Annotated in this window: 15 protein-coding genes; 4 read left to right on the top strand and 11 right to left on the bottom strand. The window is 58.1% G+C overall.

Features of this window, described 5'->3' with window-relative positions:
• Positions 1-150 precede the first annotated feature (150 nt).
• The 4 genes from hemG to pepQ are packed head-to-tail and all read right to left on the bottom strand — an operon-like array spanning position 151 to position 4,131.
• Positions 151-684, bottom strand: coding sequence for a menaquinone-dependent protoporphyrinogen IX dehydrogenase (hemG, locus tag AACV31_RS07760; protein WP_075198638.1), 534 nt, complete (start codon positions 682-684; stop codon positions 151-153).
• Positions 685-697: 13 nt separating this feature from the next.
• A complete protein-coding gene (trkH, locus tag AACV31_RS07755) occupies positions 698-2,149 on the bottom strand; it encodes a Trk system potassium transporter TrkH (protein WP_007766525.1) in 1,452 nt (483 codons plus the stop codon).
• Between the two features lie 39 nt (positions 2,150-2,188).
• Positions 2,189-2,800: an IMPACT family protein gene (locus tag AACV31_RS07750; RefSeq protein ID WP_165156773.1), complete on the bottom strand. Its 612-nt coding sequence runs from the start codon at positions 2,798-2,800 to the stop codon at positions 2,189-2,191.
• Positions 2,800-4,131: a Xaa-Pro dipeptidase gene (gene pepQ / locus AACV31_RS07745; protein WP_165156775.1), complete on the bottom strand. Its 1,332-nt coding sequence runs from the start codon at positions 4,129-4,131 to the stop codon at positions 2,800-2,802. Before pepQ ends, AACV31_RS07750 begins: the two co-directional genes overlap by 1 nt.
• A gap of 189 nt (positions 4,132-4,320) precedes the next feature.
• Here pepQ and fadB point away from each other — a divergent pair, with 189 nt between their 5' ends.
• The 3 genes from fadB (at position 4,321) to AACV31_RS07730 (ending at position 8,252) form a co-directional block, all read left to right on the top strand.
• On the top strand, positions 4,321-6,510 hold the full coding sequence (gene fadB, locus AACV31_RS07740) for a fatty acid oxidation complex subunit alpha FadB (protein WP_165156777.1): 2,190 nt from the start codon (positions 4,321-4,323) through the stop codon (positions 6,508-6,510).
• A gap of 10 nt (positions 6,511-6,520) precedes the next feature.
• Entirely contained in the window at positions 6,521-7,684 is a 1,164-nt protein-coding gene (gene fadA, locus AACV31_RS07735; RefSeq protein ID WP_007766505.1) for an acetyl-CoA C-acyltransferase FadA, read from the top strand.
• A gap of 220 nt (positions 7,685-7,904) precedes the next feature.
• On the top strand, positions 7,905-8,252 hold the full coding sequence (locus tag AACV31_RS07730; RefSeq protein WP_007766501.1) for a hypothetical protein: 348 nt from the start codon (positions 7,905-7,907) through the stop codon (positions 8,250-8,252).
• Positions 8,253-8,287: 35 nt separating this feature from the next.
• Here the strand turns inward: AACV31_RS07730 and fre are convergent, their stop codons facing one another.
• Both fre and ubiD read right to left on the bottom strand, forming a co-directional pair.
• A complete protein-coding gene (fre, locus tag AACV31_RS07725; RefSeq protein ID WP_041923093.1) occupies positions 8,288-8,989 on the bottom strand; it encodes an NAD(P)H-flavin reductase in 702 nt (233 codons plus the stop codon).
• A gap of 45 nt (positions 8,990-9,034) precedes the next feature.
• Positions 9,035-10,519 carry a 4-hydroxy-3-polyprenylbenzoate decarboxylase gene (gene ubiD, locus AACV31_RS07720; RefSeq protein WP_012814928.1) on the bottom strand — a complete coding sequence of 495 codons (1,485 nt, stop codon included), beginning with the start codon at positions 10,517-10,519 and terminating at the stop codon, positions 9,035-9,037.
• A 183-nt stretch (positions 10,520-10,702) separates the two neighbouring features.
• On the opposite strand from ubiD, the gene rfaH reads away from it, so the two are divergent.
• Positions 10,703-11,191 carry a transcription/translation regulatory transformer protein RfaH gene (rfaH, locus tag AACV31_RS07715; protein WP_007766492.1) on the top strand — a complete coding sequence of 163 codons (489 nt, stop codon included), beginning with the start codon at positions 10,703-10,705 and terminating at the stop codon, positions 11,189-11,191.
• A gap of 47 nt (positions 11,192-11,238) precedes the next feature.
• On the opposite strand, the gene AACV31_RS07710 is transcribed toward rfaH, so the two are convergent.
• The 5 genes from AACV31_RS07710 to tatA form a co-directional block, all read right to left on the bottom strand.
• On the bottom strand, positions 11,239-11,571 hold the full coding sequence (locus AACV31_RS07710) for a glycine zipper family protein (RefSeq protein WP_161590107.1): 333 nt from the start codon (positions 11,569-11,571) through the stop codon (positions 11,239-11,241).
• 124 nt (positions 11,572-11,695) lie between these two features.
• A complete protein-coding gene (gene tatD / locus AACV31_RS07705) occupies positions 11,696-12,499 on the bottom strand; it encodes a 3'-5' ssDNA/RNA exonuclease TatD (protein ID WP_185155305.1) in 804 nt (267 codons plus the stop codon).
• Positions 12,500-12,527: 28 nt separating this feature from the next.
• Positions 12,528-13,289 carry a Sec-independent protein translocase subunit TatC gene (tatC, locus tag AACV31_RS07700; protein ID WP_007766482.1) on the bottom strand — a complete coding sequence of 254 codons (762 nt, stop codon included), beginning with the start codon at positions 13,287-13,289 and terminating at the stop codon, positions 12,528-12,530.
• Position 13,290: 1 nt separating this feature from the next.
• A complete protein-coding gene (gene tatB / locus AACV31_RS07695; protein WP_165156779.1) occupies positions 13,291-13,863 on the bottom strand; it encodes a Sec-independent protein translocase protein TatB in 573 nt (190 codons plus the stop codon).
• Between the two features lie 3 nt (positions 13,864-13,866).
• Positions 13,867-14,130, bottom strand: a complete 264-nt coding sequence (tatA, locus tag AACV31_RS07690; protein WP_007766478.1) for a Sec-independent protein translocase subunit TatA — start codon at positions 14,128-14,130, stop codon at positions 13,867-13,869.
• Positions 14,131-14,181 lie beyond the last annotated feature (51 nt).

The raw sequence follows: 14,181 nt of genomic DNA, 5'->3' as shown, positions 1-14,181 counted from the left end.
TTCGCTTTCGTCTGCCTGACGGGCCGGCTCGTTCGCCGTTGTGCCGTGTCAGTGGAGGCGCATTATAGGGAGTTCTTCTCAGCTGACAACCCCTAATTTCAAAAAAGTTTTCGTTCGCTTAATTTCCAGGCAATGCGCCGGAAAATGATACTAATCGCGGTTCAGACGGGCGATTTCCTGCGCAAACAGGGCCACCTGAGGCCAATCCGTGTAGACCACTTCTTTTGACGTATCGGTTTCGCCGCCCGTCATTTTCATAATCAGGCGAATCATGAAGCGGTCAAACCAGCGATAACGCGGATAACGCAGCGCGCCTGCAAAGACGGCGCAGTGATCGGGCTGCCATGGCGAGTTCAACAGAAACTTCCGGGTATAGCTATTAGTCTGGGGCGTTCGCTTCTCGGGTTTACGCGCCACGAGGTTAACCGAGAAGAACGCGCCCGGCACAGCATTCAGCGCCTGCTGATGTTGTTTCACAAATGCGTCCAGGGTCGGATGGAAATGACCGTAGCGAATCGACGCGCCTATTACCACCTTCTTATATTGCGTCCAGTCTGGCTCTTCGGCGCGATGCAGATTGACGACATCCACCGCCTCGCCCATTTCCTGTAGCTGAGATGCGATATAAAAAGCGATTTCGCGCGTTTGTCCGTCACGGGTGGAAAACAGAATTAAGGTTTTCACAATTATCTCCCTGTTATTCGCGCCAGAAAGTCGGGGTGAACAGCACCAGAAGCGTAAACACTTCCAGACGCCCGAAAAGCATGTTGGCAATCAGTATCCACTTAGCGATGGGGTTCATACTGGCGAAGTTATCCGCCACGACGCCAAGGCCAGGGCCGAGGTTATTGAGCGTCGCCACCACAGAGGCGAAAGCGGAGAAGTCATCCACGCCGGTGGCGATAATCGCCAGCATGCTGACAAGGAACACCAGCGCATACGCTGAGAAAAATCCCCACACCGCCTCGAGGATACGTTCCGGCAACGCGCGGTTGCCAAGTTTAATACTGTAGACGGCGTTCGGGTGCACCAGCCTTTTCAGTTCGCGGTTGCCCTGTTTAAAGAGCAGCAGAATGCGAATGACTTTAAGCCCCCCGCCGGTTGAACCCGCGCAGCCCCCAATAAATGCCGAACAGAGCAACAGCACCGGCAGGAAAAGCGGCCATTTCGCGATGCTGTCCGTCGTAAAGCCCGCCGTCGTCGCCATCGACACCACCTGGAAAAACGCCTGGTTGAGCGTCGTCACCGCCGAATCGTACGTATCGTGAAACCAGAGCACCAGCGTACAGATGAAGACCAGCGTCAGCTGCACGCCGATAAACATGCGAAATTCCGGGTCGCGGGAATAGACCTTCAGGCTACGCCCGCTGAGCAGCGAGAAGTGCAGCCCATAGTTACAGCCAGAGATCAGCAGAAAGATAGCAATAATGGTGTTAATGGTTGGGCTTGCGAAATACCCCACGCTCGCATCGTGGGTGGAAAACCCGCCGATAGCGATAGTGGCAAAGCTATGGCCGATAGCATCAAACGCTGGCATTCCGGCAAACCACAGCGCCAGCGCGCACGCCACCGTCAATAAGACATAAATCAGCCACAGCGTTTTCGCCGTTTCGGCGATACGCGGGCGCATTTTGTTGTCTTTCAGCGGCCCCGGCATTTCAGCGCGGTACAGCTGCATCCCGCCGACCCCGAGAATCGGCAGAATCGCCACCGCCAGCACGATGATTCCCATACCGCCGAACCACTGCAGCATCTGACGATAGAAAAGAATGGCATGCGGCAGGGAATCAAGCCCCACCAGCGTCGTCGCGCCCGTGGTCGTCAGCCCCGAAAAGGATTCGAAAAAGGCGTCAGTAACGGTGAGGTTAGGCCGCTCGGAGAAGATAAACGGCAGGGCCCCGACGCTGCCCAGCACCGTCCAGAAGAGCACGACAATAAGAAACCCTTCGCGCGATTTCAGCTCGCGCTTCTGATGACGGTTCGGCCACCAGAGCGCCGCGCCGATAGCCAGCGCGACAAAAAAGGTTTGTGTGAAAGCGCGTCCCGCGCCGTCGCGGTATAGCAGGGCCACCAGGCCGGGAATAATCATCGTCCCGGAAAACAGGATAACCAGTAGACCAACGATTCGGGTAATGGCGCGAAAATGCATCTGCCGTTTCCTTTGGAATCAAAATGAAGGAGAGGATTATTATTCAACCGACAACAAATGCAATGCGCCACGGCTAAAGTCGGCAAGCTTTGCCGAAAAAGCCGTCACCTGCGTATGCGGAAGCGCCACTCGCAACGCCACGTTCGCCTGAAACTCGCTCTCCACTACCCGGCCGTTAAACTGGCCGAGCAGCGTTTCCACGCCCGCAAGCTGTGCATAATCGCACAGCAAAGTATATTCCGTCAGCGGTACTTTGAGGGTGGTTTCAAGCAACGTTAACGCCTGTTGCACGCCGCCGCCGTAAGCTTTCACCAGCCCGCCGGTACCAAGCTTAATGCCGCCGAAGTAGCGCACGACCACGGTGGTTACCTCGCCGACGCCGCTGCCCATCAGCTGCGCCAGCATCGGTTTTCCTGCTGTGCCCGCCGGTTCGCCGTCATCCGAGAATCCCAGTTGCTGAGAATCATCGGGCGCGCCCGCCACCCACGCCTGACAATAATGCCGGGCGTCCGGATAATCGGCGCGCGCCTGCACGACAAACGCTTTCGCCGCGTCCACGCCCTCGGTATGGCCGAGCAACGTAATAAAGCGGCTCTTTTTGATCTCGTCCGTCACGATCACCGGCGACGCCGGAACAAGCCAGCTCTCCATCAGGCGAGCTTCAGATCCCGGGTCATGTTTTCCACGCCGTGCTCATGAATGACCACGTTATCCTCGATGCGGATCCCGCCGAACGGCTTCAGCGCCTCGATTTTCTGCCAGTTGAAGTGCTTGCTGAACTGGCCTTCACGCCACGGCGCCAGCAGCGACTCAATAAAGTAAATCCCCGGCTCAATCGTCAGCACCATGCGCGGCTGCATCACACGCGTGCAGCGCAGATACGGGTATTTGCCAGGCGCGGCCAGGTGCGTGCCGGTGTCATCCTGCATAAAGCCCGCGACGTCGTGCACCTGTAAGCCCAGCGGATGCCCGATACCGTGCGGCATAAACGGCCCGGTGATATCGGCTTCCACCATCGCCTCTTCACTGATGTCAGTCACAATCTGGTGACGGCGCAGCAGCTTCGCGATGCGCTGATGGAACTGAATATGGTAATCGATGTAACTGACGCCCGCTTTCATGGTGCCAATCAGCGCCAGCTGCTCTTCATTAACATCTTTAATCAGGGCCGCGAAATCGCTGTCGCTGTCAGCCGCCCAGGTACGGGTTAAATCGGCGGCATAGCCGTTATATTCCGCCCCTGCGTCCAGCAGAAAGCTGCGCATCTCAGACGGCGCGCGGTGATCGAGGCGCGTGTAGTGCAGCACGGCGGCGTGTTCATTCAGCGCAACGATATTGCTGTAAGGCACATCGGTATCGCGATGGCCGGTCGCGGTCAAATACGCGAGGTTGATATCGAACTCGCTCATGCCGGACAGAAACGCTTCATGCGCGGCGCGATGGCCGTTAACCGCCGTCTTCTGCGCTTCGCGCATACAGGCCAGCTCGTAATCCGTCTTATACGCGCGGTAAAAGTGCAGATAGTCGATAACGCCTTTCGGGTTAATTTTATCCGCTGGCAATTCCAGCTTCAGCGCGCGCTCCGGCACCGGGCCGATATACGCGATATTGCCGCGCGCGGCAGGCAACTGACCGCCAATATCATCGGCTTTCGGCAGCGCGATAATGTCTATCTCGTCTGTCCAGAACGCGCTAGGCAGCGGCTCGACGTTATGCCAGTAATCCACCGGCAGATAAAACCACAGCTTCGGCTTATTGACGCCGTCCACCAGCAGCCAGCAGTTCGGCACCTGCGTGACCGGCACCCATGCTTTGAACTGCGGGTTAACCTTAAACGGATAGGCGTGATCGTCTAAAAAGACGTTAAACAGTTCGCCGGAGTGGATAAGCAGCGCGTCCAGATTAAAGCGGGCAAGCACGTTGCGGGTACGCTCCTGAAGCGTATCGAGATGATTTTTATAGAGGGTGGTCAGCGAATCCATACTTTACCTTTAAAGTTTGAGCTCTCAACTCCGGCATCTTAGCACACCGGTTTATTCCCTGAGCGTTTTCCACCTTCCGTGATCGTGTTTGCAAATATTTAAACAGTAATTTGCATTTCATTAACATCAAATCCACACTCCGCTTCATCTGGTATGACCAGATCCCCTTGCTGGATTCAGGAGACCGACATGCTCTACAAAGGCGACACCCTGTACCTTAACTGGCTGGAAGACGGCATTGCCGAACTGGTGTTCGATGCCCCCGGCTCGGTGAACAAGCTTGATACCGCGACCGTGGCAAGCCTGGGCCATGCGCTGGATGTGCTGGAAAAACAACACGATCTCAAAGCCCTGCTGCTGCGCTCGGAAAAAGCCGCGTTTATCGTCGGCGCCGACATTACCGAATTCCTCTCGCTGTTCCAGGTGCCCGCTGAGCAATTAAGCCAGTGGTTGCACTTTGCCAACAGCGTGTTTAACCGTCTTGAAGATCTGCCGGTGCCGACGCTGTGCGCCATTAATGGTTACGCGTTAGGCGGCGGCTGCGAGTGCGTGCTGGCGACCGACTTCCGTCTCGCCACGCCGGATGCCCGCATTGGCCTGCCGGAAACCAAACTTGGCATCATGCCGGGCTTTGGCGGCTCGGTACGCCTGCCTCGCCTGCTGGGCGCCGACAGCGCGCTGGAAATCATCGCGGCCGGTAAAGACATCACTGCCGACGCGGCGCTGAAAGTGGGTCTGGTCGACGCGGTCGTTAAACCGGAAAAACTGACTGAAGGGGCGCTGCGTATGCTGCGCCAGGCCATCGACGGCGAACTCGACTGGAAAGCGCGCCGCCAGCCGAAACTTGAACCGCTGCACTTAAGTAAAATCGAAGCCGCCATGAGCTTTACCATCGCCAAAGGCATGGTGATGCAAACCGCCGGCAAACACTACCCGGCGCCGATGACGGCGGTGAAAACCATTGAAGCCGCCGCAGGGCTGGGCCGTGACGAGGCGCTGGCGCTGGAAAACAAAAGCTTTGTTCCGCTGGCGCGCTCCAGCGAAGCGCGCGCGCTGGTCGGTATCTTCTTAAATGACCAGTACGTCAAAGGCCTCGCGAAAAAGCTGACCAAAGAGACCGAAATGCCGAAACAGGCGGCGGTGCTGGGTGCGGGCATTATGGGCGGCGGCATCGCCTACCAGTCGGCCTGGAAAGGCGTGCCGGTCATCATGAAAGACATCAACGAGAAATCGCTGGCGCTCGGCATCAACGAAGCCAGTAAGCTACTGAATAAACAGCTGGAGCGCGGCAAAATCGACGGGCTGAAGCTCGCAGGGGTCATCGCCACTATCCATCCAACGCTGGATTACGCCGGGTTTGAGCGCGCCGATGTGGTCGTCGAAGCTGTTGTGGAAAACCCGAAAGTGAAAAAAGCGGTGCTGGCGGAAACCGAAGACAAGGTGCGCCCGGATACCGTAATTGCTTCCAATACCTCCACCATTCCTATCAGCGAACTGGCGAGCGTGCTGAAACGTCCGGAAAACTTCTGCGGTATGCACTTCTTTAACCCGGTGCACCGTATGCTGCTGGTTGAAGTGATCCGCGGCGAGAAAACCTCCGACGCCACGATAGCCAAAGTGGTCGCCTGGGCCAGCAAAATGGGCAAAACGCCTGTCGTGGTGAACGACTGCCCTGGCTTCTTCGTTAACCGCGTGCTGTTCCCCTACTTCGCCGGTTTCAGTCAGCTGCTGCGCGACGGCGCCGATTTCCGCCAGATCGATAAAGTCATGGAGAAACAGTTCGGCTGGCCGATGGGCCCGGCGTACCTGCTGGATGTGGTGGGCATCGATACCGCGCACCACGCGCAGGCCGTCATGGCGGCAGGCTTCCCGCAACGCATGCAAAAAGATTACCGCGATGCGATCGACGCGCTGTTTGAGGCTGGCCGCTTCGGACAGAAAAACGGCAAAGGCTTCTATGCCTATCAGGAAGACAGCAAAGGTAAACCGCGCAAAGCGCCGGATGACACGGTGGACAGCCTGCTGGCGGAAGTGAGTCAGCCGAAGCGCGCGTTCAGCGATGAAGAGATCGTGGCGCGCATGATGATCCCGATGGTCAACGAAGTCGTACGCTGTCTGGAAGAAGGCATTATCGCAAGCCCCGCCGAGGCGGATATGGCGCTGGTCTACGGCCTCGGCTTCCCGCCGTTCCACGGCGGCGCGTTCCGCTGGCTGGATACCCAGGGCAGCGCGGCCTATCTCGATATGGCGCAGCGCTATCAGCATCTCGGCCCGCTCTATGAAGCGCCTGCCGGGCTTCGCGAAAAAGCGAGCCACAATGCGCCTTATTATCCCCAGGTTGAACCCGCCCAACCGGTGGGCGAACTGCAAACGGCTTAAGGAGCGACGAATGGAAAAGGTTGTAATTGTTGATGCTATCCGCACCCCGATGGGCCGTTCCAAAGGCGGCGCGTTCCGTCACGTGCGGGCGGAAGATCTCTCCGCGCACCTGATGCGCAGCCTGCTGTCGCGTAACCCGCAACTGGAAGGCAGCGCTATCGACGACATTTACTGGGGCTGTGTGCAACAGACGCTGGAGCAGGGTTTTAACATCGCCCGCAACGCCGCGCTGCTGGCGGAAATCCCGCACAGCGTGCCCGCGGTGACGGTCAACCGCCTGTGCGGCTCGTCGATGCAGGCGTTACACGACGCCGCGCGGATGATCATGACCGGCGACGCCAGCGTTTGCCTTGTGGGCGGCGTGGAGCATATGGGCCATGTGCCGATGAACCACGGCGTCGATTTTCATCCAGGCTTAAGCCGTAACGTGGCGAAAGCGGCAGGCATGATGGGACTCACGGCAGAGATGCTCTCGCGTATGCACGGCATCAGCCGTGAAATGCAGGACGCTTTCGCCGCCCGCTCTCATCAGCGCGCCTGGGCCGCCACGCAGGCCGGGCATTTTAAACAGGAAATCATTCCAACCAGCGGCCACGACGCCGACGGCGTACTCAAGCGCTATGACTTTGACGAAGTGATCCGCCCGGAAACTACCGTCGAAGGGCTGTCGCAGCTGAAACCAGCGTTCGACCCGGCAAGCGGCACGGTTACGGCGGGCACCTCGTCGGCGCTCTCCGATGGCGCAGCAGCGATGCTGGTGATGAGCGAATCGCGCGCCCGCGAGCTCGGCCTGACGCCGCGCGCCCGTATCCGCTCGATGGCGGTGGTGGGCTGCGATCCGTCGATTATGGGTTATGGCCCGGTGCCCGCCTCAAAGCTGGCGCTGAAAAAAGCCGGTCTGACCGCGAGCGATATCGATCTGTTTGAGATGAACGAAGCCTTTGCTGCGCAGATCCTGCCGTGCATTAAGGATCTGGGCCTGATGGAGCAGATCGACGAGAAGATCAACCTCAACGGCGGCGCGATAGCGCTCGGCCACCCGCTCGGTTGCTCTGGCGCGCGAATCAGCACCACGCTGATTAACCTGATGGAGCGCCGCGACGCCGAGCTGGGGCTCGCCACGATGTGTATCGGTCTGGGCCAGGGCATCGCGACGGTTTTTGAACGGGTGTAAGGCAGCCAACGCCGCCATAGTATCAGGCTCAATGACCGTGCAATCCCCTGCCCTTGATGTCAGAGCAAGGCGGCAAGTGAAAGCCGCCAATGCCGCTATAGCATCAAGGGCGAAGCGATCAATGTTTAGTTGCCGTTCTTCCCGCCTGTCAGGGGCGGGTTTTTTATTTTCCGTGTTTGTGCCAGGCTCTTTTATCGACCCCATACCTCAGGGAAAAAATATGAAGGGATGCTTTATCTTCGCGCCGCTTGCCGCTGCGCTTTCTTTTACGGCTTCCGCGCAGGCACAGCTGTCGGAAGAGACGCTGGCGCAGCGCTGTCTGACGTCGCTTATCGGCGCGTCGCAGGATCACGCATTTATGCAGCAGGTGCTTAATGAGTCCCGCATTGTGCCGGAAAGCGTTGTCGTGGAACGGTATGACGAAAACGTGGGGCAACAGCATATCGCGACCCAGCTCACGGCAAAGCTTGATCACCCGGCGCGCAAAAATATTACGCTGCTCTGCCTGCTGGAAAACGATCGGCCGTTGTATGTCTGGTCAGGGAAGGAAATTGCCGCCAGCCCGTAGTACCGGGCTGGCGTTATGCGGGAACGGGGAATGGCTCAGATAAACGCGAAGGCGTCGCCGAACAGGCGGTCTTCGCGCGCGGCGCGCTCGTTGCAGAACAGGTCGCGGGCGATTTTCGCCATCTCGAAACGTCCGGCAATATAAATATCGTGCCCGGCAAGCGTACCGAAATCCTGCATGACCGCCGTCAGCACCGTGCCGCTGCGACCGCGCCACGTCTCATCGGGTTGCTCAACCACCGGGACAATGTTGAGATTCGGATGGTCAACCGACAGCGCTTCCAGTTCGGACAGGTCGTAGAGGTGCTTCTCTTCGCGTCCGCCCCAGTAAATCGTGATATCGCGATCCGGATTGCGCGCAAGCGCCGTCAGCAGAATCGAGCGCGCGTAAGAGAATCCCGTCCCCCCTGCGATCAGGATCAGCGGGCGCTCTTCGTCATCGCGCAGCCAGGCGTCGCCATGCGGAATATCGACCACGATTTCACGCTCTTTGAGAATACGGTCCATCACCGCCATCGCATAGAGGTTAAGTTCCGACGCGCCGATATGCAGTTCGATAAAGCCCTGCTCATCCGGCGTGGAAGCCATAGAAAAAGGGCGCTTGTCCCGCTCATCCATTACCACCATCAGGTACTGACCTGCGCGAAACGAAAAGGCCGCTTCCGGCACTAAACGAACGCGATAAACGGTATCGGTGATGGCTTCTACCGAGGTCACTTTACAGCTTAAGGTTGTCATGCGTTCCCTCTGTCGGGTCAATAATGCAACTGCAACGGCGGCGCGTCAGGCGCCTTTTCCGTCATGAAAAATTGCGAGCTCATCCCAGATGGCGTCGATTCTCGCCGTCACGTTGGGGTCTTTCTTAATGGGCGTGCCCCATTCGCGCTGCGTTTCGCCCGGCCATTTGTTGGTCGCGTCGAGCCCCATTTTGGAGCCCAGGCCCGATACCGGCGAGGCGAAATCCAGATAATCGATCGGCGTGTTTTCCACCATGACCGTGTCGCGCGCCGGATCCATGCGCGTGGTAATCGCCCAAATCACATCGTTCCAGTCGCGCGCGTTAATGTCATCATCACAAACGATCACGAACTTGGTGTACATGAACTGGCGCAGGAACGACCAGACGCCCATCATCACGCGCTTCGCGTGGCCCGCGTACTGCTTGCGCATGGTCACGACGGCAAGCCGGTACGAGCACCCTTCCGGCGGAAGATAAAAATCCACGATTTCCGGGAATTGCTTTTGCAGAATCGGCACCAGCACTTCATTCAGCGCCACGCCCAGCACGGCAGGCTCATCGGGCGGGCGGCCCGTATACGTCGAGTGGTAAATCGCATCTTCACGCTGCGTAACGTGCGTCACGGTAAAGACCGGGAAACTGTCTATCTCATTATAGTAACCGGTGTGGTCGCCATACGGGCCTTCCGGCGCCATTTCGCCAGGTTCAATATACCCTTCCAGCACGATTTCGGCGCTGGCCGGGATCTCAAGATCGTTTGACAGACACTTCACCACTTCGGTTTTAGTGCCGCGCAGCAACCCAGCGAACGCGTATTCAGATAGCGTATCCGGCACCGGCGTTACCGCGCCGAGAATGGTCGCCGGATCGGCGCCCAGCGCCACGGCGACCGGGAAGCGTTCGCCCGGATGCGCCTGGCACCACTCCTGGAAGTCAAGCGCGCCGCCGCGGTGCGACAGCCAGCGCATAATGAGTTTGTTTTTACCGATTAACTGCTGGCGGTAGATACCCAGATTCTGGCGCTCTTTATGCGGGCCGCGGGTGACCGTCAGGCCCCAGGTAATGAGCGGCGCAGCGTCGTCAGGCCAGCACTGCATGATAGGAATGCGGTTCAGATCAACCTCGTCGCCCTGCCATACTTTCTCCTGACAAGGCGCATTACGCAGCCGTTTCGTCGGCATATTCAGCACTTGCTTAAACTGCGGCAGTTTATCGAAGAGATCGCGGAAACCGCGCGGCGGCTCCGGCTCTTTCAGAAACGCCAGCAGCTTGCCGACTTCACGCAGCGCAGAGACATCCTCCTGCCCCATGCCCATCGCCACGCGTTTCGGCGTGCCAAACAGGTTGCACAGTACCGGCATGGTATGGCCTTTCGGGTTTTCAAACAGCAAGGCCGGGCCGCCCGCGCGCAATGTGCGGTCGGCAATTTCCGTCATCTCCAGGTAAGGATCGACAGGCAATGTAATGCGCTTGAGTTCGCCTTGCTGCTCGAGCAGCGCCAGAAAATCGCGTAGGTCGTGGTATTTCATGCAGTTATTCGTGGCTTTAAAATAAGCTTTTTATTATACGGTGTTCGCCGCAGGCATGCCGTAATTTTGTTAAATTAACGTGAATCATCACCACAGGCTATAGCACTGCGCGGTATAATGCCCTTAGCGATCCTGAGGTGGTTTTGTTATGCTGGCGCGTCCGGCCATGTAAGAAGAGTCATTATGCAATCCTGGTATTTACTGTACTGTAAACGCGGGCAGCTTCAGCGCGCCAAAGAGCACCTTGAACGACAGTCGGTGAACTGCCTTACGCCAATGATTACGCTTGAAAAAATGGTACGAGGCAGACGCACTTCCGTCAGCGAGCCGCTGTTTCCGAACTACCTTTTCGTCCGCTTCGATCCGGAAGATATTCATACCACGACGATAAGCTCCACCCGCGGCGTCAGTCATTTTGTTCGCTTTGGATCGCACCCGGCCGTGGTGCCGCAGACGGTCATCGAGCAGCTTCTCGACTGGCATCCGGAAAACGTGACCGACCCGGATACGCCGCATACCGGCGATATGGTGGTGATTACCGAAGGGGCGTTTGAAGGGTTGCAGGCGATTTTTACCGAGCCCGATGGCGAAGCCCGTTCCATGCTGCTGCTGAATTTGCTGAATAAGCAGGTGCTGCAAAGCGTGAAGAATACCGAATTCCGTAAAGTCTGACGCGACAGCGCGCAGTCAAAACGGCGGCGCGAGGCCGCCGTTTGTCATTAATGCGTCGCTTCGCCGATAACACCGCCCGCGCCTGCGCCGACCGCCGCGCCTTTCAGCACGCTTTTCCCGGTCGCTGCGGCAACTCCCGCGCCGACAACCGCGCCCGCGACACCGCCTTTTCGCGCGGCTTTGCCTTTATCGCCTTTTTTCAGCATCGCGCCTGTGCCCGCGCCAATAACCGCGCCGCCCACGGCGCTTTTGACATCTTTACCCGCGATAGCGCCCGCCGTCGCGCCAAGTACGGCGCCGGTCGCAGTTTTATCCATGGCCATCACCGGCCCGCTGGTTAGCAGCATTAATGCCACAATGCCCGTTATCGTCTTGTTCATTATCGTCCCTCAGCTGTGTCAATCCGGGAAACCTTCCCGGCGGGAAGCATACCACCAGGCTTTCAGGACGAAATAAATCGGGAGCGTGCAATAATCCACACTCCGCGGGTTTCAGTAAGCAGCGTTACGCAGGCGGCGCGTTTTTCAGAAACAGACGGGCAGCGTTGGCATCCGTGACAGCTTCAAGCCAGGCGGGGTCTTCCCCACGCCACTGCGCCACCTGCGTCAGAATATGGGGCAACCAGCATGGCTCGTTGCGACGCGAGGCGGGTTTTGGCGTGAGATCGCGCGGCAGCAGATAAGGCGCGTCCGTTTCCAGCAGCAGGCGATCGGCAGGGATAACCGGCAGCAAGGCCCGCAGCTCAAGCCCGCGGCGCTCGTCGCAGACCCAGCCGGTAATGCCGAGATACATACCACGTGCCAGACATTCGCGCGCCTCCTGCTCGGTCCCGGTAAAGCAGTGCAATACCGCGCCCGGCAGCTTATCGAGCCACGGGTCGAGCAACGCGAGAAAGCGCGCATGGGCGTCCCGGCAGTGTAAAAACACCGGTAGCGCCAGTTCTGCCGCCAGCCGCAGTTGTGCGGTAAAGGCGTGCTCCTGCTCCGCAGGCGTTGAGAAATTACGATTGAAATCGAGCCCGCACTCGCCAATCGCCACGACCTCCGGCTCGCCCGCCAGCGCGCGCAGCCGCGCGGCGCTCTCATCATTCCACGTGCTGGCGTCATGCGGGTGAACGCCCGCCGTCGACCAGCAGCCTGCGTAGCGTCTGGCGAACGCGCAGGCGCGCTCGCTCTCCTCAAGCGACGTGCCGGTAAACAGCATACTGTCGACGCCAGCCGCACGGGCGCGGGCGATCATCTCATCCCTGTCGTGGTCAAACTGGGAGCTGGTAATATTCAGGCCAATATCAAACATCGCGCTTTCCATATGAAAACCGCCCTGACGGGCGGTAACGTTATTCTTCTGCTTCTTCTTCGGCATCCTGCTCGCGCGGACGCCGTTTACCGACGTAGAAGCGCGAGAAGAAAATCCCGACTTCAAACAGGCAGTACATCGGTATCGCCAGCAACGTTTGCGAGAACACATCCGGCGGCGTGAGCAGCATCCCGACGACGAACGCGCCAACCAGCACATACGGGCGTTTGGCACGCAGATCCTGCGGGGTAGTCACCCCCATCCAGCACAACAAGACGATAGCGACCGGTACTTCAAACGACACGCCGAAGGCCATAAACAGCGCCATGACGAAATCGAGATAGCTGGTGATATCAGTTGATACGACAACGCCGACAGGCGCGGTTTTCGTCAAGAAACCGAACGCCAGCGGGAACACCACGAAATAGGCGAACGCCATACCGATATAAAACAGCAGCGTACTGGAGACCAGCAACGGGATAATCAGGCGTCGCTCATGCTTGTACAGCGCCGGGGCGACAAACGCCCAGACCTGATACAGGATAACCGGCGCGGAGAGGATCACCGACACCATCATGGTCAGCTTGATAGGCGTGAAAAACGGCGAGGCCACGTCAGTGGCAATCATGCTGGCGCCATGCGGCATCTGGCTGATAAGCGGCGCGGCGACCAGTTGATAGATATCGTTGGCGAAATAGACCAGCGCCAGGAAAATCAGCAGTACCGCGATGATGCAATTCAGCAGCCGCTTACGCAGTTCAATCAGATGACTGATTAGGGGTTGGGTATCTTCAACAGCCATGTCAGGGTTTATCACTCACGGTGGATGCGGCATCAGGTTTGCGCACGCTGGCGGGCGCGTCCGGCGACGCTTCAACGATGTTTTCAGGCTCAGAGTTTGCAGAAGTCGCATGTTGCGCCGCGTCGCTCTCTGCCGCTGGCGATACTTCCGGCTTCTGCGCGGGCGACTGGGCCTGATGCTCAGCTTTGGCTGGCGTCACGCCTTCGTGCTGTGCTTCGTTGCCTTTAACCAGCGGGTTATGAATGGTGTGGGCGTCGTCGCTCGCTTTTTCCGGATCGTTAACGCTGTAAGAGCGCTTCATCGATTCCGCCGCCTCGCGTAGTTCGTCCATCGAGGCTTTCAGCTCCGGCGTCAGGTTATCGACGCTCGCCTTTTCCACTTTCTTCAGGCTTTCCTGAAACTCCTGAAGCTTCAGCTCCTGGGTCAGTTCATTCTGCACGGTGGTCGCAAGCGAGCGCAGCGCGCGTACCCAGCCTGCGACGGTGCGGACAGCCACAGGCAAACGCTGCGGCCCCAGAACGATAAGACCGATAACAAACACCAGCAGGAGTTCGCCAAAACCAATATCAAACACGGATTACACCTGCTCTTTATCACGTTTTTTGGCGTCGTCCGGGGTGACGTCGCTTTTGGTTTCGCCGATTTGTTTATCCTGCGCGGAAGGCGCGGTGAAATCCGCATCCTGGTTATGCTTTTGCTTGTCGTCGTCACCCATCGCTTTTTTAAAGCCTTTGATGGATTCGCCGAGATCAGAGCCCAGCGAGCGTAGCTTTTTGGTGCCGAAAAGCAGAACAACCAGAACCGCGATAATCAATAACTGCCAGATACTGATGCCACCCATACATTTCCTCAGTTACCAGTGATAATGGTATTCATCTGGCCACAGTATACC

This window comes from Cronobacter sp. EKM101R (assembly GCF_963888145.1).
Classification (GTDB): Bacteria; Pseudomonadota; Gammaproteobacteria; order Enterobacterales; family Enterobacteriaceae; genus Cronobacter; species Cronobacter turicensis.
The sequence above is the reverse complement of the archived record's forward strand: the minus strand, read 5'-3'. Positions and strand labels throughout refer to the sequence as shown.